We start from the raw sequence: 23,539 nt of genomic DNA on the forward strand, positions 1-23,539 counted from the left end.
ACCTACTAGTTTGTTTAAGCGTTTATTTTTCGGTAATTGGAATATAAGAGCCTGGAGATAGGTCATTTCTTAAAAAATCGGTCGGGTTACTACTCATAATACGGACTACTTTATACATATCGCCATTTTGTTCCACGATCATTGGAATTCCGTTTCTCATCACTGCCTTTTGTTCAGCAAATCGATCGGATTCATTTGGAAAAATGAGCTCAAGTGGGACGATCGTATGAAGAATCATTGGATCAGCTCCTCATTATTTCTTTGCTCTTTATTGAATTGAATCATTTCATTTAGCTTTTTTAATGCTTTTCCTAAGCCCCCAACCTCGTCAATAAGCCCATATGTGACAGCATCCACTCCAATGACATTCGTTCCAATATCTCGGGTTAAATTCCCTTTGGCAAACATTAAATCTTTAAATGTATTTTCTGTCACTCGCGAGTGCTTTGTAACAAATTTTACGACCCGTTCTTGCATTTTATCCATGTATTCGAATGATTGTGGTACCCCAATGACGAGCCCTGTTAACCGTATCGGATGAATCGTCATTGTTGCGGTCTCAGCAATGTAGGAATAATCACAAGACACGGCAATTGGGACACCGATCGAATGTCCCCCTCCGAGCACAATAGAAACAGTCGGTTTGGATATGGTCGAGATCATTTCTGAAATTGCTAAGCCGGCTTCCACATCTCCACCAACCGTATTTAGAACGACGAGAAGCCCTTCTATGCTTGGGTTTTGCTCAATTGCAACAAGCTGAGGAATAATATGCTCATATTTCGTCGTTTTATTTTGCGGGGGAAGCTGCATATGACCTTCAACTTGTCCGATAATCGTAAGACAGTGAATATTTGTATCTGCCGGCATCTGAGGTACATTTGTTTGACCAAGTTGTTGGATTTTTTCAATGATACCTGAAGCTTTCTCCTCATTCGGTTCGTTTGGCTCTCCTTCTACATCGCGCTGACTAACCATAACTACCTCCTCCGAAAACCATTAATGATTATAGTATGAACGGATCGTGAGGAATCATGCAAAAGTCAGGAGAAACACTCGTATCAATTACGTCAGATTTTTTCAAGTTCGCTCAAAAAAAAATCAGGATCACTGATTAGTAAATCCAGCTTCAAGTTAAATAAAAAACTGAGCAAACAAATATAAAATGATCATACTAACGACAATCGTCACATTGGAAATAATTCCGACTAAACGTAATGTATCATATTTAAATTCAACAGCGAACGGCAAACCTGATAATCCGACCGGAAGCAATAAACCAATTAAGACAGTATACTTAAACATCGGTTCAACCGGCATTAAAAAATAAAAGGCTATACCAAATAATAGACCGAATCCATAGCGGAACAATAAAAATTTCATCACAGGTTTTATATATTGTTTTTCAAATGTAAAATTTAAATAGATGCCTAATAATATTAACGATAAAGGAATATTCGCTTTCGATATCGTTGTCGCCACATCAATAAAATCGGCCGGCAATTGAATGCTGCTTAAATTCAATATACTCACAATAATATATGTCATTAATGGAATCGATTTACTAAGCTTTAAAAGAATGCCCATTGGTTTTAAGGTCAATCCATCCTTGGAATAGTAACTGCCGATGACATAGGCTATTCCAAAAACAATGATCGCATTCCCAACATCAAACATGCCAAAATAAGTAAGTCCCTCAGATCCCCAGATCGCATGAACAAGCGGAAAGGCAAATAATCCAACATTATAGCCTGGACCAAGCATCATTAATGTTCCTTTTAGTTCGCGTTCCTCTTTACGAAAAACAAAGTAGCCTAAAAAGATCGAGATGATTCCATACATAAGGACGAATGCTGGTAGCATGATAAGCGAGTATTCAATTTTTGCTGAATGAAACGTAACGATAATTAATGATGGGAGGGTAATATTAAAAATAACTCTTGCGATGGCTTCTCCATCTTTTTCTTTTAATATGTTGATTCGTTTTAAAATGTATCCAATCGCAATAATGATAAGTATATGTAAAAATGCTTGATTCATCGATGATAAACTCCTTATCTTTAAGACTCAGTGGATGACTGGAGCTAGACATGCACATTCAATTCATATGAAAAATAACCATATTCATTAAAGAAGCTGTTCCTTTAACAATTAGGAACAGCTCTTGACGGTTAAACTTCCATAATTATTGGCAAAATCATTGGTCTTCTCTTTGTTTTTTCGTATAAAAATTGATTGAGGCGATCGCGAATTTCCTGTTTAATGCTTGACCAATCAAAAGAATCACCAGAGACTGATTCTTCGACGATTGATTTGACAATATGAGCCGACTCATCAATTAAATGCTCGGATTCTCTCACATAAACAAATCCACGTGAAATGATTTCGGGACCAGAGGCAATGCTTTTCCTTTTTTTATCTAACGTCACTACAACGGTAAAAATACCATCTTGTGATAATAGTTTACGGTCTCTAAGCACGATATTACCGACATCGCCGACACCAATTCCATCGATTAATACATTTCCAGCTTGCACGCGATTCCCTGTGCTCATTTCTCCGTTTTTATATTCAATGACTTCCCCATTGCCTGGGATGAAAACTTGTTCTTCCGTAAGACCGATTTCGTAAGCGACTTTTGCATGGGCAACAAGCATGCGATATTCTCCTTGAATCGGAATAAAGTACTTCGGCTTCATTAAATTAATCATTAATTTTAAGTCTTCTTGACCTCCATGTTCGGAGATATGTACTTTTCGATTGATTGGGCTCACCTCTGCACCTGCTCGATAAAGCAGATCAATGGTTTTATAAACCGAAGTTTCCAAGGCAGCGGAAGGTGTTGTCGTCATAATGACGGTATCTCCCTCTTTTATCGTCACTTGCTTATGATTTTTCTCTGCCATTTTTCTTAATGCTTCAATCGGTTCCCCCATTGCTCCCGTACAAATAATGACAATCTCGTTATCTTCATACTTGCCAATGTCTTGAATCGAAATCATTAGTTCTTTATCCACTTGTAAGTAACCAAGCCTTAAGGCAATATCTAAGCTACGTTCAATGCTCTTACCGACGAGCGCTACTTTTCTTCCGTTTTCTGCAGCTGCATCAAGTGTTTGTTGAATGCGAATAAAATTGGATGCATAACATGCCACGATTAGTCTTCCTTGAGCAGCACGAAAATCGGCCGATATTTCACGTGCAATAACCGATTCAGATGTTGTAAACCCAAGATGTTCAGCTTCTGTACTATCAGATAATAGACAAAGCACTCCTCCATCACCAATGCTCGCCATTTTCCCAATATCAGACCGATAGAAACCTGTTGCAGCTTGGTCGAATTTAAAATCTCCAGTATGAACGATTCTACCTTCTGATGTATGAATACATACGCCAAGTGAATCTGGAATACTATGTGTTGTATGGAAAAACGAAACGGTGACAGTATCAAATCTTAATTTCGAATTCGAACGAATCGTTTGAAATTTAACATCTGTCTTTAACCCATATTCCTTCATTTTTTCCCTTGCCAGCGCAATTGTTAATTTAGATCCATATACTGGCGCCTTAATTTTTTGAAGTACATATGGAAGGGCACCAATCGCATCCTCATGACCATGCGTTAAAAAGATCCCTTTAATTCGCTCCTGTTGCTCTTCCAACCAAGAAACGTCGGGGATAACGATGTCAATGCCAAGCATTTCATTTTCGGGAAACATCAGGCCTGCATCGATAATAAAAATTTCCGAATCAACTTCGATGACGTACATATTTTTCCCGGTTTCCCCCACACCTCCAAGTGGAATAATTTTAATTATTTCATTTTTTATCTTTGTCAAAATTTCTCTTCCTCCCATGTGGTATTCCCGATCTTCATCAGTTAGGTTCATTATACTAGAATATGAAATCGCTGTTCAACCTTTATATAAGTGAAAAGCTGATTCCAACTGGGGGAATCAGCTTTTCATTTTGTCCATTATTAAGATTTCACCGTTTGAAGCAAGGCAGATAATTTAGATCTTTCTTGTTCGGTTAAAGGTACGAGCGGCAATCTCACACTGCCAACATCTAAACCGTTTAATTGCAATGCTGTTTTTACAGGTGTTGGGTTTGGTGCTTCAAACAATCCTTTAATAAGCGGCAATATTTTGCGATGAATGCTGCTTGCTTGCTCATGATTTCCTTGCAGGAAATGGCGAATCATCTCTTGTAATTCAGGACCAATCACATGGCTAGCAACTGAAACGACTCCATCACCGCCAATCGCCATAACAGGTAATGCTAATCCGTCATCCCCACTATAAAGCTTAAAATCATCGGCAGTTTCTGCGATGATTTGCGCCATTGCATTTAAATCGCCACTCGCTTCTTTTACCGCGATAATATTATCAATTTTAGAAAGCTCAATCATCGTTTGTGCTTCAATATTCACGGAAGCTCTTCCTGGAATATTATAAACCATAATCGGCAATGTTGTTGATTTAGCAATGGTAGAAAAATGTTTATATAATCCCGCTTGATTCGGTCGATTATAATATGGTGCGACGAGCATGATCGCATCGACACCCATTTCTTCCGCTTGCTTTGTTAATTCAATTGATGCATACGTATTATTACTTCCTGTTCCTGCAATGATAGGCACTCGACCATTCACCACTTTGACGACATGCTTAAATAAAGCAACTTTTTCTTCCGTAGAAAGCGTCGGCGATTCTCCAGTTGTTCCAGCAACAACGAGTGAATCCGTTCCATTATCGATTAAATAATCGACTAATTTTGTCGTCTTTGAGAAATCAATATTACCTTTATTATCAAATGGAGTTACCATTGCAGTTGACACACGGCCAAAATCAATCATTATTTACACCTCAATCTTATCTTTCATATCCAATTCTTCTTGAAGCCCAAACACATCGTGAAGAGCATTTACTGCACCTACTAATTCATCTCCGCGCACGAGAACCCATATCGTCGTATGGCTATCGGCGGATTGTAATATGCGGATATCTTGACTAGATAAGGCAGTAACAATCTTGGATGTAACGCCCGGAACACCAGAAATCCCCGCTCCTACAACCGAAACCTTTGCACAATTTTTCTCTACTTGCGGCTCATAACCCCGTTTTTTCAACACTTCTATTGCGCGATCGGACGCTGTTTCTGAAACTGTGTAAATAACACCGTTTGGAGAAATGTTAATAAAGTCAACGCTAATATTTTCAGTAGCCATCGCTTTAAATACTTCGGTTTGAAGATTGTATTCTCCTTCTTTTGCCATTACTTTAATTTGAGAAACATTTGGAACGTAGGCGATTCCCGTAACGAGGCGCTCGCGGATGCTCACTACTTCATTTTGATTTTCCTTCGAAGTAACCAATGTACCAGGTGAATCCGAATAAGTCGAGCGAATTCTCATCGGTATATTCGCTTGCATCGCAATTTCTACCGCGCGCGGATGAATCACTTTTGCTCCTTGATACGCCATATTCGAAACTTCGTTATACGTCACGACGCTAAGCGGCCTTGCATTGTTGACGATCCGCGGATCAGCTGTCATCATCCCATTCACATCCGTAAAGATATCGATAGAATCCGCTTTTAATGCCGCTCCTAAAGCGGCTGCTGTTGTATCACTTCCACCTCTTCCAATCGTCGTCACATCTCCGTTTTTAGCCGCTCCCTGGAAGCCAGCAACAACGATCGCATCGTTGGAAGCAAGTTCGTTTAATAAGCGAGAACATTTCATTTCCAGTATTTTCGCGTTCGTATGGTCATCATTCGTTAAAAAGCCAGCCTGTGCTCCGGTCATAGCCGAAGCACAAACCCCTTGTTCATTTAACGATTGTGCAAAAACAACCGATGAAATAATTTCTCCGCAAGATAATAGCATATCTTGCTCTCGTTTATTTAAACGCGTATGTTCTCCACCTATTAACGATAATAACGTATCAGTCGCATAAGGGTCTCCCTTTCTTCCCATTGCAGAGACAACAACAACGACTTTATATCCTTCATCAATCGCCCTTTTTATGTGGTTTATTGCATGGTGGCGGGTTTCTTGGCTTTGTACAGATGTCCCGCCGAATTTTTGGACGATTACTTTCATCTTAACACCCCATCTACCATTAGCGATTCTACTTTGCAGTAACGACTCCTAATTTAACTAAGCTTTCTGCAATTTGGATTGTATTAAGTGCGGCACCCTTAATTAAATTATCAGAAACGATCCACATATGGAAGCCATTTTTTTCATCTAAGTCATTTCTAATTCTTCCGACAAATACATCGTCTTTGCCCTGTGCCATCGCCGGCATTGGATACACTTGATTTTTCGGATCATCTTGAAGCGTAATTCCAGGCGCTTCTGCTAAAACGTTTTGGATTTGAGCAACATCAATGTCTTCGCGATCGACTTCAATATATAGCGATTCCGAATGACCTGTCTCTACTGGGAGACGCACACATGTTGCGGCTACCTTTAATTCAGGCATTTCCATAATTTTTTTCGTTTCATTGATCATTTTCATTTCTTCTAATGTATAGCCATTATCCGCAAATTGGTCAATTTGTGGAATCACATTAAACGCAATTTGATAATGTTGATCCGCGCTTCCTACTGGTAAAATTTCCGGCTGGAACGGTTGATCGTTTAAGATCGCGCTTGATTGCTCCTTCATTTCATTGATCGCTGCCGCCCCTGCACCAGAAACCGCTTGGTAAGTGGAAACGACAATTTTATTTAAGCCAAAGGATTGTCTAATTGGCTCTAATGCTGCAACCATTTGAATTGTTGAACAGTTCGGATTAGCAATGATTCCTTTATGGTCAAGAATGGCTTTTTCATTTACTTCAGGAACAACTAAAGGTACTTCAGGATCCATTCTAAATGCGCTTGTATTATCAATGACGATCGCTCCACGCTTTACAGCTTCAGGCGCGAATTTCTCAGAGATACTTCCACCAGCACTAAATAGAGCAATTTCGACCCCTTCAAATGCTTCTGGTGTTGCTTCCTGAACGACGATCGTTTCTCCCTTAAATGTAATTTCTGTACCTGCTGAACGTGCAGATGAGAGCAATGTTAATTTTCGGATTGGAAAATTTCTTTTTTCCAAAATCGTTAAAATTTGTTGACCGACAGCTCCTGTCGCTCCCATTACAGCAAGATGATAGCCTTCTATTTTCGACATATTTAATTTCCCCTTCCAACCAACCAATAGTACTCTTGTTGATAATTGAATTTCATTAATAATTCCTATTTTATCACATTTAGCAAGGCTATCGTTATTATTTTATTAAAAAGCTGATGTTTCCTCTATGAATATTGAGTTTTTCTTTCCTTAATAGCGAAATTTCTCGATAATCACCGGCTGAAATTGCTTTCCTTCTAAAGCTGCGCTAATCGTTTCCGGGAGGTACGTCATTTGCGCAACCATCGAAGTCGGTTTTTTCTCGGGGTCATCTTGCCCAAATGGAATGAAATAAATATTTCTTGCTGCCATTAATCGCATTAAGTTCACACCATTTAATCCAAGTGCATCATTAGTCGAAATCCCAAGTACGACTGGATTTCCATTTCGCAATGTCGCTTTCGTAGCCATTAAAACTGGAGAATCTGTTAACGCATTAGCAAGCTTGCTCATTGAATTTCCTGTTAAGGGGGCAATGACCATGCAATCTAGCGGTTCTCTTGGACCGAGCGGCTCTGCTTCAACGATAGATGTGATCGCTTTCCTGCCGGCTGCTTTCTCAATTTTTTCAAGCCAATCTGCACCATCGCCAAACTTTGTATCGGTCGTTCTTAATGTATATGTGACGACAGGAACTAACTCAGCCCCCATCTGTAATAACTTCTCAATTTCAGGCATGACCGCATCATATGTGCAATGTGAACCCGTCAGTCCAAACCCGATTCTTTTTCCGGATAAACTCATCATCCATTCTCCTTCCTTTGATCAAAATCATCTGATAGAAGCTGAGACAATACATTGGCAAGAATTTTCCCTGCTGATTTTGGTGCAACAATTCCCGGTAAGCCAGGCGCAAGCAATGCCTTAATTCCTCTTCTTTCTGCATAGCGGAAATCTGTCCCCCCAGGCTTTGAAGCAAGATCGATAATAAGGGCGCGTGCTGGCATTTTCGCGATGACTCCCGCATCTAAAATGAGATGGGGAATTGTGTTTATACAAATATCGATATCTTTCACTTCTTCTCTTAATTGTTGAAGATGAAATGGATAAAGCCCCATTTCCGTTATACGTGCGAGGTGCTCGCTCTTCCTTGCTCCTACTTTCACCTTTGCCCCCAATAGAGAAAAAGTTCTCGCTACGGTCATCCCAACTCTTCCTAAACCGAGTACGGCTACCTTTGATTGATGAATCGTAATATCGGTATTTTGAATCGCCATCATAATTGTTCCCTCAACCGTCGGGATCGAATTGTAAATAGCTACGTCATCTCTTTCAAATAATTGAATTAATTTACGTTCCGCTTTTTTGGAAATATCGTCTAAATAACGGTTGCTAATCCCAGAATAAATTGTACAATGTGCAGGTAATTGCTGTAACATTTGCTCGGTTAAGACGATCTTTTCACTGGAAAATACCGCTTCTATTTCTCCATCAAGACTTGTTCCTGGGACAGGAAGGATAACAGCATCCATAATAGAAAAATCAATGTTTTTAATTTTTTCTTTCACTATACCTGGAATTGATTGATCTAATTGTTCAAAACCAATTAAATACAGCTTGGCATCTAGTTCAGATAATTTATTAATGATTTCTATTTGTCTTGCATCTCCGCCAAAAATTGCGATATTCATATCCGTCAACATCAATGTTTTCACCTTCTTCATACATCGAAATACAATCGCATGATCATTGTATGTTGGAGGGATTGGGCACGTGAAACGGTCACGTTACTTTTATTTAAGAAAAGCGCAAGCGACAGTTTAGCGACTTACAAACTGCGCCAATAGAATGTTGGTGCGTCGACGTTGCCACAGGACGTGGCGACACTCGACGATCTTTAATAGGTAACACGGCGAAAAATGAGCCGATGTTGACTTATCGTACAGCTAGTCGCCGGGCGACTGGAGCTAGACAAGAATAAACTACTTCAAAATGAAAACAACGAAAAATTTATGCATTCTTTTCTTTCAAAATAAAAAGAGCGACACAGTCGCTCTTTTACGTTATTTATTTTCCGGCACTTCCAAAATAATCATATCGGTCCCAATCGTTCGTATAAAATGCCAAGGAACCTTTATTTCATCTGCTCCTTTTCGCATTCCCATCCATTTTCCTCTTGGAATAATTAGATGATTAATTTCCCCTGTACTCGAATTTATTTCCAAATCCGTTTGCCCTAGTATGCCGAGTCTCTCTGCTTTTCGGTAATCGACGATCTCCTTTCCCCCAAGCTCACTTAAGCGCATCCTCGCTCCCCCTTTACATATACTACTTCATATATAAGGAGGGAAATCCGTTTTTAGAATCAAAAAACAATTTTTGAAAGAAAAAATGGGACGAGAAACGTGGGGTGCACTAAAAAAGTCCATAATTTTCGCTCCAATCAACTATGTTGATACGAGTTTTAACAAAGGCAAAGCGGGAATACGTAAGAAAGTGATGCTTTTTTCCAATAATCGTATCCATTTTAAATGCTGTCTGTAATAAAGACGGAATTAAAAGGGCTTATATGCATAAAGAGGAAATCAAATTTTAGGAGATTAAGTATTTAAAGATTCGTCTATGCTAGGATATAAAATTGAAGCCAAAAATAGTGAAACATAGACACGGATATATTATTGTGAAAATCACGGGATTATTACGTATGGAAATGTAGAGGCAATCGTCATAATTAACTGTAAATATTAAGTGAATACTATAAAGGAACCTGTTTTTTCACATAAAAAGCGACCCATCTTTCAACTTGAAAGATTAGAGTCGCCTTTTTTATCTACTACAATTTAAGCTTTTCGTTACCCTCGAAATATGCCATTTGAATATAAATATTGATCTACATTACAGGCACTCCGCTTTTCGTTCTATTGATCGGGCTTACTAATAAACAACATACAGGCTGAGCGGAAAGGGTCAATTAAAAAAATCTGTACATTAGAGTAGAAAGATTAACGAAGTGGCAAGCGGTTATCAGGTCCGATTAATGCCATTGTATAGTTATCCGTGAAAATTCGTTTCGTTAGACGATTCACACTATCAATTGTTACTTTATCAATTTCTTCGACGATATCGTCAAGGGTGCGATGTTTACTAAGCAGCAATTCATTTTTCCCATTACGGCTCATTCGACTGCTCGTACTTTCCAAGCTTAACATTAGATTTCCTTTAATTTGTTCCTTACTATTTTTTAATTCTTTTGCTGTAATACCATCACGCTTTAAGACTGATAATGTATTGTTGATTGTTTCACAAAGTTCATCCAATTGCTTTGCTCCTGTACCTCCGTAGATTGTTACTAAGCCGCTATCTTGAAAGGATGAATGATAGGAAAACACAGAATAAGCCAATCCTTTTTCCTCTCGCACTTCTTGGAACAAGCGTGATGACATGCTTCCTCCAAAAATATTATTCATAACAATCAAGTCATAGACATCATCATGGCCAATTGGCAATCCTTCAAATCCGATACAAATATGAGCTTGTTCTGTTTCTTTTTGCTTTGCTGTTTTATTCGGATGGAAAGCAGGTGAAACATTTGTCGCTTGATTTCTCCCTCTTTCGAAAGAGCCAAAAAGCGCGTCAATTTCATGAATGAACGATTCACTTATATTTCCAGCTACCGAAATGACGATATTTTCAGGTGTATACATTTGATGAACATAGTCCATTAATAAGTCACGATTAAATGTCGTTAATGTTTCTTCTGTCCCTAAAATCGGGAAGCCGAGCGGATGATTTTCATATGCTGCTTGGCTTAATAAATCGTGGACAATATCATCTGGTGTATCCTCATACATTTTTATTTCTTCTAGTACGACATTTTTTTCTTTGTTCAACTCTTCTTGATCAAAGGTAGAGTGAAAAAACATATCTGCTAAAACATCTAATGCATATGAAGCATGATTATCTAATACTTTCGCATAATAACACGTATATTCTTTTGATGTGAAAGCATTCACTTGTCCCCCAATAGAATCGAATGCTTCGGCAATGTCTCTAGCGTTTCGAGTTTCTGTCCCTTTAAAGAACATATGCTCTATAAAGTGAGATATTCCGTTATTTTTTTCATTTTCGTCACGGGAGCCGATGCCTACCCAAATGCCGATTGCAACGGATCGCATCGTCGGAATTTCTTCTAATACAACTCTTACTCCGTTTTGACATGTATATTTCTTGATCATTCCATTTCCTCCTGTTCATGGTGCAAAGAACATCTCTTATTCTAACTTAAATTAATATGAATGTGGTTCATCTTGTCGTTTCATCACTCGTTCTTCATCGAGTAATTTTGATACAGAACCGATTCGCAATTGTTTTGCTTTTAACGAAACAATTAATTCGTCTAGCGCCTTCGATGTTGGTTCTGTTGGATGCATTAAAATCATCGCCCCTGAATGAATTTTAGACATGACTCGCTGAATTAAAACATGGGGAGCAGGTTTTTGCCAGTCAATCGTATCAACAGTCCACATAATCGTACGCATTTGGAGCGAATGAGCAATTTCGACCGTTTTATTATTATATCCCCCACTCGGTGGACCGAACCATTCGACCTTCTTACCGGTGACCGCCTCAATCACCTCGTTCGTTTTGATTAATTCTTCCCTCACCTGCGCCTCACCAAGCTGTTCCATTTTTGGATGACTATACGAATGGTTGCCAATTTCATGTCCGTGTTCCGCAATCATTTTAGCTAGATCTGGATTGTTTTTCACCCATCTACCTTCTAGAAAAAATGTTGCTTGTACACTATGTTTTTTCAATGTTGCAAGCATATCAGGGATATATTCATTACCCCAAGCAACATTGATTAAAAAACTAACCATCGGTTTCTCCTGATGTCCCCGAAAAATTGGCGCCGGGGGCAATTCTCGCAAGTGTACTGCGGGAGGGATCTGAATAAATACAAGCTTCCGTTCATCATATTGCTGATCTTTTTTCATCATTTTATATGATGCCTCCACATCCACTTGTAAACCGTTGTATCCCGGCATTGCATACCAGACACGATCGATTTTTGCATCCTCCGGCGGGATATTGTATTTTTCAGCAGCCTGCTCAATTTTATTTAATAGCTCATTCGGCTTATTATTTACATTCATTGCATTGTTTTTCAATCCAAGCATATACTTGTCCGTATACGGATTAAAAACAGCCAATAATGATAGAATAACAACCAGAGTAATTCCTATCAAGTTTTTTGTATGATTCATCCATCATCCCCCCTCAAACTAATGTATGCGGAAAGAGGAGAAAACTAGAACAAGATCATATGTACGCGTAAAAACGTTTAACCGTTTTTTATGTAACCGCTTTACTAATTGTGAAGCGGTTTCTGTATACAAAATAAGAAGGAACACACTCTAAAATCATATGAACCGAGTGTGTTCCTTTCATCAATCTTACTATTACGATGAATCCGGTGAGATTTCCTTATACTGTTTATTTCTGCTCTTTTTGTTCTTTTTGTTCCTTTAGAACAGCTTTTCTGGAAATATTCACTCTTCCTTGATTATCGATTTCAATTACTTTGACAAGAAGCTCGTCACCAATGGAGACTACATCCTCTACTTTGTTGACTCTTTCCTCAGCAAGTTGGGAAATATGAACAAGTCCATCTTTTCCAGGGAATAGCTCAACGAATGCACCAAATTTCTCGATTCGTTTTACTTTACCAAGATACATTTGTCCAACTTCAACTTCCCTTACAAGATCTTCGATGATTTTTTTCGCTTTTTCGTTCATCTCTTCATCTGCTGAAGCGATAAATACTTTACCATCTTGCTCAATATCGATTTTTACGCCTGTTTCCTCGATAATTTTATTAATTTGTTTACCGCTTGGTCCGATAACATCCCTAATTTTTTCAGGTTTAATATTCATTGTAAGGATTTTTGGTGCATATTCAGACAAGCGTTTTTCCGGCTCAGCAATCGTTTGATTCATGGATTCAAGAATATGCATTCTTCCATGTTTCGCTTGCGCCATTGCTTCTTCAAGAATTTCACGTGATAATCCTTCGATTTTAATATCCATTTGCAATGCGGTAATGCCGCTAGCTGTTCCAGCTACTTTGAAGTCCATATCACCTAAATGGTCTTCCATTCCTTGAATATCAGTTAAAATCGTATAATGCTCGTCCGATTTTACAAGCCCCATCGCAATTCCAGCAACTGGTGCTTTAATTGGCACACCTGCATCCATCATCGCAAGTGAACTTGCACAAATACTCGCTTGTGAAGATGAACCGTTCGATTCCAATACTTCCGAAACAAGGCGGATCGTGTACGGAAAATCAGTTTCACTTGGAATGACTGGCTCTAGCGCACGTTCTCCAAGTGCACCATGTCCAATTTCACGACGGCCTGGCGCACGAATCGGACCTGTTTCACCAACACTAAAATGAGGGAAATTATAATGATGCATAAATCGTTTTGACTCTTCAATTCCAAGTCCATCCAAAATTTGCACATCACCTAATGCCCCGAGCGTACAAATGCTAAGCACTTGCGTTTGACCGCGCGTAAATAACCCTGATCCATGTGTTCTTGCTAATAAAGAAACATCTGATGAAAGTGGACGAATTTCCTCTGGTTTACGACCATCTGGGCGAACTTTTTCAACCGTAATGAGACGGCGAACTTCCTCTTTAACAAGATTGTTTAAAATTTGTTTCACTTGTTTAATTCCATCATCATCCATGTCCTCGCGCTCAGAATAAGCAGCAATCACTTCAGCTTTTGCCGCTTCAATCGCATCTTCACGTGCATGTTTTTCTTCTACTTGAATCGCTTGGATGAGCTTTTCTTCACACATACCGCGAACTTCTGCTTCAAGCTCCGCGTCAACTTCATATAAACTAATTTCCATTTTTGTCTTGCCGACTTCTTGTACTACTTGCTCTTGGAACTCAATTAGTCGCTGAATCTCTTTATGCCCAAGCATAATTGCCTCAAGGATCGTTTCCTCGGACACTTCATTTGCTCCGGCTTCAACCATATTAATCGCATCTTTTGTACCAGCAACGATTAAATCAATATCACTGTTTTCCATTTGTTCAACCGTCGGATTAATGATGAACTCTCCGTCCACTCTTCCAACAACGACACCCGCAATCGGGCCTTCAAACGGGATATCCGAAATACTTAAAGCTAAAGATGAACCGAACATCGCAGCCATTTCAGATGAACAGTTTTGATCAACGCTCATAACGATGTTAATAACTTGAACGTCATTACGGAATCCGTCAGCAAATAATGGGCGAATTGGACGGTCAATTAGACGGCTTGCCAAAATCGCTTTTTCACTCGGACGACCTTCCCTTTTGATGAAGCCGCCTGGTATTTTTCCAACCGCATATAAACGCTCTTCATAATTGACTGTTAACGGAAAGAAGTCAACTGCTTTTGCTTCTTTTGAGGCTGTAACAGCACTTAATACAGCTGTATCGCCATATCTTACGAGCACAGACCCATTTGCCTGCTTTGCTAGTTGATCCACTTCAACGGTTAAATTACGCCCCGCCCAATCAATGCTAAATATTTTTTTCTCATGCTCCATACGTAAATACCCTCTCTTTCATGGACGAAAATTAAAAATCGTCTCATCTATATATTGTTCAAAAAAAGTAACATAATTGCCGATTGCACACTGAACATTAGATCTACTTACGATTTTTAAGCGATACGGACACCTGTACTTTTCTTATCATACACAGATCCAATGTTCAGTTCTGCCACATTTTTGTGACAGTCCTTAGCAGTATTGCCGCAATTGGCAATTATGAAACCTAATAAAAAAGCGGGATAAATCTCCCGCTTTTTCAATTGACCCCGTGTAAATTAACGACGTAGGCCAAGTCTGTTGATCAATTCACGATAACGTTGTACATCTTTATTACGTAAGTACGTTAAAAGATTACGACGACGGCCAACCATTTTCATTAATCCACGTCTTGAATGATGGTCCTTTTTATGCGTGCGAAGATGATCGTTTAAGTTGTTAATATCTTCAGTTAAAACCGCAATTTGAACTTCCGGAGACCCGGTATCACTTTCGTGAATTTTGAATTGGTTGATGATTTCGTTTTTACGTTCTTGAGAAATCGCCATCCTATTTCACCTCCTGTAATTTACAATCCCCTATTACCGAGCAAGCGTCGGTGATTCGCCTTGCCAAGCAAAGGTTCTTGATACTTTTTAAGAATACAACTTTCCACATAAAAAATCAAGTTTAATGTTCCTTTAAGTTTACCGTTTATCATCTTAGCTAAAGGATTTTTCAAGAGATAAACCATTAATTGTAGATGTAAAGTCGTTGCTGAATTGAGGTGAGGCTTATTTTAGACATCTTCAAATAAACGTACGGCTAGATGCATTAAAAAAAATGGTTGATGTAGCTGTGGGTGTTGATTTCCGTTCTGGCCGGTGCGTAAATCATCAGTATTCTGGAGTAGACTTAAAACAGGCATCCAAAAATTCATTGTTTTGGATGCCTGTTTTCATATAAAGGTCAAGTTTTATTGATAGTTAAACTTAAATAATGTTCAATTCGTCGAAGTATTGTATGGCGGTTTGTTTATCTTTATTAATTTGTGTTTTTAACTCGTCGATTCCGTTAAATTTTCGTTCATCACGAATTCGAGCATGCCATTCGAGCGTCACTTCTTCACCGTAAATCGATGTTGCAAAATCAAATATATGGACCTCGATCGAGAGGCGAGCTTGCGTTGGATCATTGAATGTTGGCTTATAGCCGATATTGCATACCCCTTCCCGCCAGTCATCAGCCACTAGGATGCGAATTGCATACACACCATTTTTAGGGATGAAATAATCTTGGTGCTGAGCGATGTTTGCCGTTGGAAACCCAATCGTTCGCCCTCTTTTTTCACCGTGTATGACTGTTCCTTTTGTCGTATAAAACCGGCCAAGCAAGTGTTTCGCCTCGATCATTTTCCCGTCAGTCAGCAATGCCCGAATCGATGTTGAACTTATTTTTTCCTCATCCTTTTCTAGTTTGCTGACCGTTGTTACATCGAACCGTCCTTGAGCATGCTCAGACAATGTTTCCATCGTTCCCTTACCGAATTTTCCATATGTATAATCAAATCCAGCAATAACATGCTTAGCATGAAGACCAGCGATGTATTTTTGTACGAACTGCGCAGGCTCAAGACTAGCGAATGCCGAAGTGAACCGGATCACAAATAAATAGTCTACCCCTAACTTTTCTATTAAATTGATTTTGTCTTGAAGTGGGGTAATGTAACGAATTGATGTATTTCCTTTTCCTAAAACAACCGAAGGATGCGGGTCAAATGTCATTACAGCACTTGCATAGCCCTTTTCCTTTGCAATTTCAATCGCTGTTTGGATCACCTTTTGATGTCCTTGATGAACGCCGTCGAAAAATCCTAATGCTAATGCAAGTGGCGGAAATTCATCTTTTTGAAATGTGTGTGGATGATGAATCATTATTACTTTCATTTTATGTCACCTAATTTCAAACAAATAATTTAATCAATTTTTAATACTTTTACCGGTTTAATCATACCATGTTTTTCTGGATGAGTCTGATAAATAGCAATGACTTCCCCTTGATGTTTCATCGCTACATGCCCACTTGGCCAATCCATCGGTATATCCAATACCATTCCATTTTGCACCTTTTTTGCTAATATTTCATCTAACTGGAATTGAGGCAAATGGAAGATGCCCTTTTCTAATGGATAGACAAAAGTTTCGATCGTATCTGTATTTTCAAGCTCGGTAAACGTCACACAATCATCAGCTGTAAATGTCGCTGATGCGGTGCGAACGAGCTTCGACATGTGAGCTGGATAGCCTAATATCTCTCCAAGCATCACTGCTAGCGTGCGAATGTATGTCCCTTTGCTACAATGAACTCGAAAACGGAAGGAAGCAAGTCCATTTTCATTCGTAATCGCCGTATCTAATAAGGTAAGTTCATAAATATGGACCTGTCTCGCTGGCCTCTCTACTTCAATACCAGCACGCGCATATTCATAAAGCTTTTTCCCTTTCACTTTTACTGCCGAATACATCGGCGGAATTTGGGTGATTTCACCTGTTAAAGCGTCTAACGCTTGCTTTACTTCCTGCAAGCTAATTTCTTTCTCTACATGTTTTTCGGCCACCTTCTCACCAGAAGCATCCTCAGTTGTTGTTGAATAACCGAGCGTCACTTCCCCTTCGTACACTTTCCCAGCATCGGTAATATATTCAGCAATTTTCGTTGCTCTACCAAGACAGATCGGAAGAACGCCTTCTACATCTGGATCAAGTGTGCCGGTATGACCGACTTTTTTCATTTTTACAATTTTACGGATTTTAAAAACACAATCATGCGAAGTTAACCCTTTCGGCTTCCAAAGTGGAATGATTCCATCCATATTCGCATCCTACTCCTTGCTGCTATATTAAAGTGAAATGTCAATCAGGGGCTTTTAGTCTCCCCCACTTCGAAGAATACTTTATATGTAAGATAAAGTGAAAAAAAGGATAGACAAAATGTCTATCCAAATATGCTACCAGCGGTCAATCTTCTTTAATTTGTTTTAAAATCGTTTCAATTTTATTTCCATATTCAATCGATTCGTCAAATTCAAAACTGATCTCTGGTGTTTTACGCAATCGAATTCTTTGACCGATTTCCGATCTGATAAATCCTGTTGCTTTTGCTAGACCTTTTAATGTATTTTCCTTTTGTTCGTCATCGCCAAATACAGAAATATAGACCGTGGCTTGCTGAAGATCGCCGGTTACTTTTACATCTGTAATCGTAACAAAGCCAATTCTCGGATCTTTTATTTTTCTCGTAATAATTTCACCAAGTTCTTTCTTCATTTGCTCGCCTACTCGATTAGCACGTAAGCTCATCGTACACACCTCTCATTACAGCCATTCAAATGTTGTCGTTCCTCTTTCCCACTCTGGAAAAGAATCAAGAAATTTAATGACATGATCAAGTTCACGCTCCGCTGCCTGCTGTGCGTTGGCAACCGTTGCAATCGCAAATTTCGTCAGTTGCCATACATCATGATGATCCACTTCGGCTATGGAGACATTAAATTTTTGCTTCACGCGCGTTAGTGCTCGCTGAAGGATCGCTCGTTTTTCTTTTAAAGATTGAGAATCGTAAATTTTAAATTCACATTCACAATATCCGATCAACTACGCTCCACTTCCTGCATTACATACGCTTCGATGATATCTCCTTCTTTGACATCATTGAAGTTCTTAATCGTAATTCCACATTCATATCCTTGACTTACTTCTTTAACATCATCTTTAAATCGTTTTAATGCATCGATGACGCCTTCATAAATGACAATGCCGTCGCGAATTAAACGAACACCACTATCTCGAGTAATCTTACCATCGATCATATATGATCCGGCAATTGTACCGATGCGTGATACTTTAAATGTTTGTCTAACTTCTGCTTGCCCGATGATTTTCTCTTCAAATTCTGGATCAAGCATCCCTTTCATCGCCGCTTCAATTTCTTCAATTGCTTTATAAATAACGCGGTGTAGACGAATTTCAACTTTTTCTGAATCAGCCGCACGCTTCGCATTAACATCCGGACGAACGTTGAAGCCGATAACGATGGCGTTTGATGCAGCAGCAAGAGTAATATCCGATTCGTTAATCGCTCCAACCGCCGTATGAATGATTTTAATGTTTACACCTTCTACATCAATTTGTCGTAAAGATGCAGCAAGTGCTTCAGCAGAACCTTGAACATCCGCTTTAACAATGACATTAAGATCTTTCATTTCCCCTTGTTTCATTTGTTCAAACAATGTATCAAGGCTGACGCGAGAGCTTTCGTTACGAGCAGCTTGCACCGCTTCTTGTGCACGTACTTCCCCAATTTGACGCGCTGTTTTTTCGTCGCTAAACACAACAAAACGGTCACCTGCTTGTGGAACATCGCTTAAGCCTGTAATTTCAACAGGAGTTGATGGCAATGCCTCTTTGACACGACGGCCAATATCATTCACCATCGCCCGTACTCTTCCAAACGTATTCCCAGCTACAATCGGATCTCCTACTTTTAATGTTCCATTTTGTACTAAAAGTGTTGCAACAGATCCCTTACCTTTGTCAAGCTGTGCTTCAATAACAGTTCCCATCGCAAGTCGGTTTGGATTTGCTTTGAATTCTTCGACTTCACTTACAAGTAAAACCATTTCAAGCAAATTATCGATTCCTTCGCCTTTTAAAGCTGAAATTGGAACAAAGATTGTGTCTCCGCCCCAATCTTCTGGAACAAGTCCATGCTCCGTAAGCTCTTGCATAACCCGATCTGGATTTGCTGTTGGTTTATCGATTTTATTTACCGCAACAATAATTGGAACTTCAGCCGCTTTCGCATGGTTAATCGCTTCAACCGTTTGTGGCATGACACCGTCATCCGCTGCAACGACAAGAATCGTAATATCTGTGATTTTCGCTCCGCGTGCACGCATCGTTGTGAAAGCAGCATGTCCTGGTGTATCAAGGAACGTAATCTTTTTGTCATTCGACTCAATTTGATATGCACCGATATGCTGTGTAATCCCGCCTGCCTCACCAGCTGTCACTTTCGTATTGCGCAGTGAATCGAGCAATGTTGTTTTACCATGGTCAACGTGTCCCATAATCGTTACGACAGAAGGTCGTTCAATTAAATTTTCTTCTTCGTCTTCAGTGAAATACACTTCGAGATCAGTTGTGTCAATTTGAATTTCCTCTTCAACTTCTACTCCATAATCTGTACAAATTAATTCAATCGCATCCGCATCTAAATCTTGATTGATCGTCGCAATCACTCCGAGCATAAAGAGCTTTTTAATAAGTTCCGATGGTTCTCTGTGGAGCTTCTTAGCTAATTCTGCAACAGTTAGCGATCCGCTGAAAACAATTTTTTCTGGTAGTTCTCTTTGTTTTGGCGGTGCTGGCTGATGCTGTTGTGGCTTTTGTCTTTGATTTGTGTTTCGATTCGCATTGCCTCTTCTGTTCTTATTAAAGCCTTTATTGCCGCCTTTTTGATTTTGTGGCTTGTTTTGTTGTTGGTTTGATATACTATTTTTCATATTAGGTTTACTTTTCCCCATCTCATTATTACGTTGATTGCCACCTTGGTTCGCTTGTGGTTTATCTTGTTTATCTTGTTTATGCTGTGGTGCCGATTGTTGATTGAATTTCCTATTGGGTTGCTTGTTTTGTTCATTTCCTTGATTCTTTTTTTGCGGGTTTCGAGGCCGCTCATTCGTTGGATTACTACTTTTTTCAGCAGTTTTTCCACTCATTAGCGAGTCTAATTTAACCGCAGTTTCCTTATCGATTGTCGACATATGATTGGAAACCTCAATATTCATACTTTTTAATTTCTCAATGACTTCCTTACTTGATACGTTTTGTTTTTTTGCATATTCATATACACGTAATTTACTCATATGGTCACCCCCGTTTATTCATCGAGCATTGAAGCTAGCTTTTTCGCAAAACCTTCCTCCGTAATTGCGACAACGACCCTAGCTTCTTTTCCAATTGCGTGGCCTAGTTGTTCTCGTGATTCAACAAAGAGATATGGGACGTTGTAAAAAATACATTTATCTTGTATTTTTTTCGACGTATTGTCAGAAGCATCTTTCGAAATCAGCACAAGCTTTGCCCTTGCTTGTTGGATTTCTCTTATAACTAAATCTTCGCCCGAAATCGTTTTTCTTGCTCGAGTTGCCAATCCAAGCAGGGACATCCATTTTTCTTTTTTCATGCTTTATTTTTTCTCTCCATCAATCATTGCAAGCAATTCATCATAGATGGACTCATCAACATGAGCTTGTAACTGACTTGCAAATGCATTTTTCTTTTTAGCTGCGATAATTGCCTCACGATCTTTCGAGACATAGGCCCCTCTGCCTGACTTTTTCCCTGTTGGATCAATGGATACTTCGCCTTCCTTAGAGCGAACAACCCTAATCATCTCTTTTTTTGGCTTCATTTCACCAGAAGCTAAACATTTTCTCATTGGAACTTTTTTTCGAACTGCCATTTCTCTCACCTCTATTCGATTTCTTCCTCTTCTAAATCGAATGATTCCTCTAATTCAGTATCATCATCAAATAATGAGATGAAATCTTCTCGAGGATAAATGCCAGCTTCACGTGCATCAGTTTCACTTTTTATATCGATTTTCCAGCCTGTCAGCTTTGCAGCAAGACGAGCATTCTGCCCACGCTTTCCAATTGCTAATGAAAGCTGATAATCCGGGACAACAACGGTCGTTGCTTTGTCTTCCTCATTAACAGCTACATCTAATACTTTTGATGGGCTTAATGCATTGGCAACGAAAGTTACTGGATCAGCTGACCACTCAACGATATCAATCTTTTCCCCTTTAAGTTCGTTGACAATCGCCTGCACCCTCGTTCCTTTCGGACCAACACATGATCCGACTGGATCTACTTCTGGGTTTTCAGTACTAACTGAAATTTTCGAACGATCGCCCGCCTCACGTGCAACCGACTTAATCTCAACGGTACCATCATAAATTTCAGGTACTTCAATTTCGAACAAGCGCTTCAATAAGCCCGGATGTGTACGTGACACATAAATTTGTGGACCTTTCGTCGTTTTTTCGACTTTTGTAATATACACTTTAATGCGATCATGCGGCTTGTACGTTTCGTTTGGCATTTGCTCACTTTGTGGCAATAATGCTTCTATTTTACCTAAGCTCACATAAATGAATCTAGGGTCTTGGCGCTGAACGATTCCAGTCATAATATCGTCTTCACGATCAACAAATTCGGAATAAATAATTCCGCGCTCTGCTTCTCTTACCCGTTGCGTTACAACTTGTTTTGCCGTTTGCGCTGCGATTCTTCCAAAATCTTTTGGCGTTACTTCCAACTCGACGATATCACCGATTTCGTATGAAGGGTGAATGATTCTCGCATCTTCAATTGAAATTTCCAGCCTTGAATCGAATACTTCTTCAACAATTTCCTTGCGGGCGAATACTCTCATTGTGCCTGTGCCTAGATTTAAGTCGACACGGACATTCTGGGCTTGGTTAAAATTACGTTTATACGCTGATACAAGCGCTGCTTCAATTGCTTCTATTAATACATCTCGAGAAATTCCTTTCTCTTTTTCTAAAATAATCAGAGCATCTAATAATTCTGAGCTCATGAACATGTCATCCCCTTTGCAATTGCAATCCTTTATTTCAGTCAGGGTTTCTTAAAATATAACCGCTAGCCGAGCCTTTGCTACTTTGTCTAATGGTATTTCCACTGTTTTTGTTCTCGTTTTAATTTTGATTTCAATCGTTAAAATGTTTTCTTCAAAGCTGAGCAGCTTGCCTTCAAATATTTTCTCTCCATCAATCGGTTCATACGTACTAATGTGCACATTTTTATTTACTGCTTTTATATAATCAGCTTCTTTTTTTAAAGGACGTTCTGCCCCCGGCGAAGATACTTCTAAAAAGTAGTTATGAGGAATCGGGTCAATTTCATCTAGTTGCTCGCTAAGACGCTCGCTAACAATCCCACATTCTTCAATATCTACACCATCTTCCTTGTCAATAAACAGACGAAGAAACCAGTTTTTCCCTTCTTTCACATATTCAATATCAACAAGTTCTAATTGCATATCTTCTAATATGGGTGTGACTAGTTCTTCAACAATATTCGTAACTTTACTCATCATAACCTCCTGGATAAGAGTTTCAGTGGTTGTATACCAGATTATCCGCAACAATACGAAAGAGTGGGGGGCGCCCACTCTTTTGTCAACAGAGAGTTATTCACAGTATTTCCATTAAAAATATAACATAGTCATATGTCTTTTGCAAACAAACACGACTTGTACGTGCTTGTTAAGGAAATGATAAGCCGATTACAAGTGAACAACCGTTTATGAATTTCAACCACATCCAGCAATTAGTCTACTTTCTTTGTAAATGGTTGGTCGTCTGGTGAGACGGGGGATCTCCGTTCTGGCTGGACGCTTTCCGTGGCCTCAGGCCAACAGGGATGCTGGTCGCGAAGCCATTGCCACACAACGTGGCGATTTTAGACTTCGTTTCTTTATAAGCTCCTGCGGAGTCTCACTCAAGTTGCACGCATATCCCGCAGGACATTGAATAAGCTTCCTTGAACCTACAGCGCACGAAGGAAATGCGCAGCATTTTCGAGGAGCCGCCAGCCGCCACTCCGATCAACGCGTTTCAAAATAAGTTTCTAAATCACTAGAATTAATAACCTTTCGTATTCATCTTTTCATTCGAAGTTGGAACGCATATTGAATGGATAGATAATGACTCAGTAGTAA

Annotated in this window: 23 protein-coding genes; all 23 read right to left on the reverse strand. The window is 39.3% G+C overall.

The annotated features are described in order from the left end of the window. Nucleotides 1-22 precede the first annotated feature (22 nt). Complete coding sequence (locus KHA95_RS05775; RefSeq protein ID WP_213136533.1) at nt 23-238, reverse strand: YlzJ-like family protein; 216 nt, start codon at nt 236-238, stop codon at nt 23-25. Continuing rightward, a complete protein-coding gene (locus KHA95_RS05780) occupies nt 235-978 on the reverse strand; it encodes a ClpP family protease (RefSeq protein ID WP_213136534.1) in 744 nt (247 codons plus the stop codon). Before KHA95_RS05780 ends, KHA95_RS05775 begins: the two co-directional genes overlap by 4 nt. A gap of 156 nt (nt 979-1,134) precedes the next feature. Continuing rightward, complete coding sequence (locus KHA95_RS05785; protein ID WP_213136535.1) at nt 1,135-2,040, reverse strand: AEC family transporter; 906 nt, start codon at nt 2,038-2,040, stop codon at nt 1,135-1,137. A gap of 131 nt (nt 2,041-2,171) precedes the next feature. Then, nucleotides 2,172-3,839 (reverse strand): ribonuclease J, encoded by a 1,668-nt coding sequence (locus KHA95_RS05790; RefSeq protein WP_283248126.1) that lies wholly within the window; start codon nt 3,837-3,839, stop codon nt 2,172-2,174. Between the two features lie 140 nt (nt 3,840-3,979). Then, nucleotides 3,980-4,858 (reverse strand): 4-hydroxy-tetrahydrodipicolinate synthase, encoded by an 879-nt coding sequence (gene dapA / locus KHA95_RS05795; RefSeq protein WP_213136537.1) that lies wholly within the window; start codon nt 4,856-4,858, stop codon nt 3,980-3,982. 3 nt (nt 4,859-4,861) lie between these two features. Further along, nucleotides 4,862-6,106, reverse strand: a complete 1,245-nt coding sequence (dapG, locus tag KHA95_RS05800; RefSeq protein ID WP_213136538.1) for an aspartate kinase — start codon at nt 6,104-6,106, stop codon at nt 4,862-4,864. 28 nt (nt 6,107-6,134) lie between these two features. Further along, a complete protein-coding gene (gene asd / locus KHA95_RS05805) occupies nt 6,135-7,190 on the reverse strand; it encodes an aspartate-semialdehyde dehydrogenase (RefSeq protein ID WP_213136539.1) in 1,056 nt (351 codons plus the stop codon). Nucleotides 7,191-7,340: 150 nt separating this feature from the next. Next, the gene (dpaB, locus tag KHA95_RS05810; protein WP_213136540.1) at nt 7,341-7,934 is read right to left on the reverse strand and encodes a dipicolinate synthase subunit B; all 594 of its coding nucleotides are present in this window, start codon (nt 7,932-7,934) and stop codon (nt 7,341-7,343) included. After that, nucleotides 7,934-8,833: a dipicolinic acid synthetase subunit A gene (gene dpaA / locus KHA95_RS05815; protein WP_213136541.1), complete on the reverse strand. Its 900-nt coding sequence runs from the start codon at nt 8,831-8,833 to the stop codon at nt 7,934-7,936. The genes dpaB and dpaA overlap by 1 nt, the downstream gene beginning before the upstream one ends. Before the next feature lie 360 nt (nt 8,834-9,193). After that, nucleotides 9,194-9,436 (reverse strand): YlmC/YmxH family sporulation protein, encoded by a 243-nt coding sequence (locus KHA95_RS05820; protein WP_213136542.1) that lies wholly within the window; start codon nt 9,434-9,436, stop codon nt 9,194-9,196. A 696-nt stretch (nt 9,437-10,132) separates the two neighbouring features. Next, a complete protein-coding gene (locus KHA95_RS05825; protein WP_213136543.1) occupies nt 10,133-11,365 on the reverse strand; it encodes a M16 family metallopeptidase in 1,233 nt (410 codons plus the stop codon). Between the two features lie 51 nt (nt 11,366-11,416). Then, complete coding sequence (locus tag KHA95_RS05830; RefSeq protein WP_213136544.1) at nt 11,417-12,397, reverse strand: polysaccharide deacetylase family protein; 981 nt, start codon at nt 12,395-12,397, stop codon at nt 11,417-11,419. Between the two features lie 229 nt (nt 12,398-12,626). Beyond that, nucleotides 12,627-14,744 carry a polyribonucleotide nucleotidyltransferase gene (gene pnp / locus KHA95_RS05835; RefSeq protein ID WP_213136545.1) on the reverse strand — a complete coding sequence of 706 codons (2,118 nt, stop codon included), beginning with the start codon at nt 14,742-14,744 and terminating at the stop codon, nt 12,627-12,629. A gap of 281 nt (nt 14,745-15,025) precedes the next feature. Next, nucleotides 15,026-15,295, reverse strand: a complete 270-nt coding sequence (gene rpsO / locus KHA95_RS05840) for a 30S ribosomal protein S15 (protein WP_213136546.1) — start codon at nt 15,293-15,295, stop codon at nt 15,026-15,028. A gap of 423 nt (nt 15,296-15,718) precedes the next feature. Further along, complete coding sequence (gene ribF / locus KHA95_RS05845; protein WP_213136547.1) at nt 15,719-16,672, reverse strand: bifunctional riboflavin kinase/FAD synthetase; 954 nt, start codon at nt 16,670-16,672, stop codon at nt 15,719-15,721. A gap of 29 nt (nt 16,673-16,701) precedes the next feature. Continuing rightward, the gene (gene truB / locus KHA95_RS05850) at nt 16,702-17,598 is read right to left on the reverse strand and encodes a tRNA pseudouridine(55) synthase TruB (protein ID WP_213136548.1); all 897 of its coding nucleotides are present in this window, start codon (nt 17,596-17,598) and stop codon (nt 16,702-16,704) included. Nucleotides 17,599-17,743: 145 nt separating this feature from the next. Beyond that, a complete protein-coding gene (rbfA, locus tag KHA95_RS05855) occupies nt 17,744-18,085 on the reverse strand; it encodes a 30S ribosome-binding factor RbfA (protein WP_213136549.1) in 342 nt (113 codons plus the stop codon). Between the two features lie 15 nt (nt 18,086-18,100). Further along, nucleotides 18,101-18,379, reverse strand: a complete 279-nt coding sequence (locus KHA95_RS05860) for a DUF503 domain-containing protein (RefSeq protein WP_213136550.1) — start codon at nt 18,377-18,379, stop codon at nt 18,101-18,103. Further along, nucleotides 18,376-20,652, reverse strand: coding sequence for a translation initiation factor IF-2 (infB, locus tag KHA95_RS05865; RefSeq protein WP_213136551.1), 2,277 nt, complete (start codon nt 20,650-20,652; stop codon nt 18,376-18,378). Before infB ends, KHA95_RS05860 begins: the two co-directional genes overlap by 4 nt. 14 nt (nt 20,653-20,666) lie before the next feature. Next, complete coding sequence (locus KHA95_RS05870; RefSeq protein WP_213136552.1) at nt 20,667-20,972, reverse strand: YlxQ family RNA-binding protein; 306 nt, start codon at nt 20,970-20,972, stop codon at nt 20,667-20,669. A 3-nt stretch (nt 20,973-20,975) separates the two neighbouring features. Further along, entirely contained in the window at nt 20,976-21,251 is a 276-nt protein-coding gene (gene rnpM / locus KHA95_RS05875; RefSeq protein WP_213136553.1) for an RNase P modulator RnpM, read from the reverse strand. A gap of 11 nt (nt 21,252-21,262) precedes the next feature. Continuing rightward, complete coding sequence (nusA, locus tag KHA95_RS05880; RefSeq protein WP_213136554.1) at nt 21,263-22,393, reverse strand: transcription termination factor NusA; 1,131 nt, start codon at nt 22,391-22,393, stop codon at nt 21,263-21,265. Nucleotides 22,394-22,444: 51 nt separating this feature from the next. Next, complete coding sequence (gene rimP, locus KHA95_RS05885) at nt 22,445-22,912, reverse strand: ribosome maturation factor RimP (RefSeq protein WP_213136555.1); 468 nt, start codon at nt 22,910-22,912, stop codon at nt 22,445-22,447. Nucleotides 22,913-23,539: the final 627 nt, after the last annotated feature.

The organism is Bacillus sp. FJAT-50079 (genome assembly GCF_018343515.1).
GTDB lineage: Bacteria > Bacillota > Bacilli > Bacillales > Bacillaceae_C > Lederbergia.

Coding starts and splice junctions, on each gene's coding strand:
- KHA95_RS05775 (WP_213136533.1), bottom strand. CDS start 238: ATGATTCTTCATACGATCGTCCCACTTGAGCTCATTTTTCCAAATGAA.
- KHA95_RS05780 (WP_213136534.1), bottom strand. CDS start 978: ATGGTTAGTCAGCGCGATGTAGAAGGAGAGCCAAACGAACCGAATGAG.
- KHA95_RS05785 (WP_213136535.1), bottom strand. CDS start 2,040: ATGAATCAAGCATTTTTACATATACTTATCATTATTGCGATTGGATAC.
- dapA (WP_213136537.1), bottom strand. CDS start 4,858: ATGATTGATTTTGGCCGTGTGTCAACTGCAATGGTAACTCCATTTGAT.
- dapG (WP_213136538.1), bottom strand. CDS start 6,106: ATGAAAGTAATCGTCCAAAAATTCGGCGGGACATCTGTACAAAGCCAA.
- asd (WP_213136539.1), bottom strand. CDS start 7,190: ATGTCGAAAATAGAAGGCTATCATCTTGCTGTAATGGGAGCGACAGGA.
- dpaB (WP_213136540.1), bottom strand. CDS start 7,934: ATGAGTTTATCCGGAAAAAGAATCGGGTTTGGACTGACGGGTTCACAT.
- dpaA (WP_213136541.1), bottom strand. CDS start 8,833: ATGTTGACGGATATGAATATCGCAATTTTTGGCGGAGATGCAAGACAA.
- KHA95_RS05820 (WP_213136542.1), bottom strand. CDS start 9,436: ATGCGCTTAAGTGAGCTTGGGGGAAAGGAGATCGTCGATTACCGAAAA.
- KHA95_RS05825 (WP_213136543.1), bottom strand. CDS start 11,365: ATGATCAAGAAATATACATGTCAAAACGGAGTAAGAGTTGTATTAGAA.
- KHA95_RS05830 (WP_213136544.1), bottom strand. CDS start 12,397: ATGAATCATACAAAAAACTTGATAGGAATTACTCTGGTTGTTATTCTA.
- pnp (WP_213136545.1), bottom strand. CDS start 14,744: ATGGAGCATGAGAAAAAAATATTTAGCATTGATTGGGCGGGGCGTAAT.
- rpsO (WP_213136546.1), bottom strand. CDS start 15,295: ATGGCGATTTCTCAAGAACGTAAAAACGAAATCATCAACCAATTCAAA.
- ribF (WP_213136547.1), bottom strand. CDS start 16,672: ATGAAAGTAATAATGATTCATCATCCACACACATTTCAAAAAGATGAA.
- truB (WP_213136548.1), bottom strand. CDS start 17,598: ATGGATGGAATCATTCCACTTTGGAAGCCGAAAGGGTTAACTTCGCAT.
- rbfA (WP_213136549.1), bottom strand. CDS start 18,085: ATGAGCTTACGTGCTAATCGAGTAGGCGAGCAAATGAAGAAAGAACTT.
- infB (WP_213136551.1), bottom strand. CDS start 20,652: ATGAGTAAATTACGTGTATATGAATATGCAAAAAAACAAAACGTATCA.
- KHA95_RS05870 (WP_213136552.1), bottom strand. CDS start 20,972: ATGAAAAAAGAAAAATGGATGTCCCTGCTTGGATTGGCAACTCGAGCA.
- rnpM (WP_213136553.1), bottom strand. CDS start 21,251: ATGGCAGTTCGAAAAAAAGTTCCAATGAGAAAATGTTTAGCTTCTGGT.
- nusA (WP_213136554.1), bottom strand. CDS start 22,393: ATGAGCTCAGAATTATTAGATGCTCTGATTATTTTAGAAAAAGAGAAA.
- rimP (WP_213136555.1), bottom strand. CDS start 22,912: ATGAGTAAAGTTACGAATATTGTTGAAGAACTAGTCACACCCATATTA.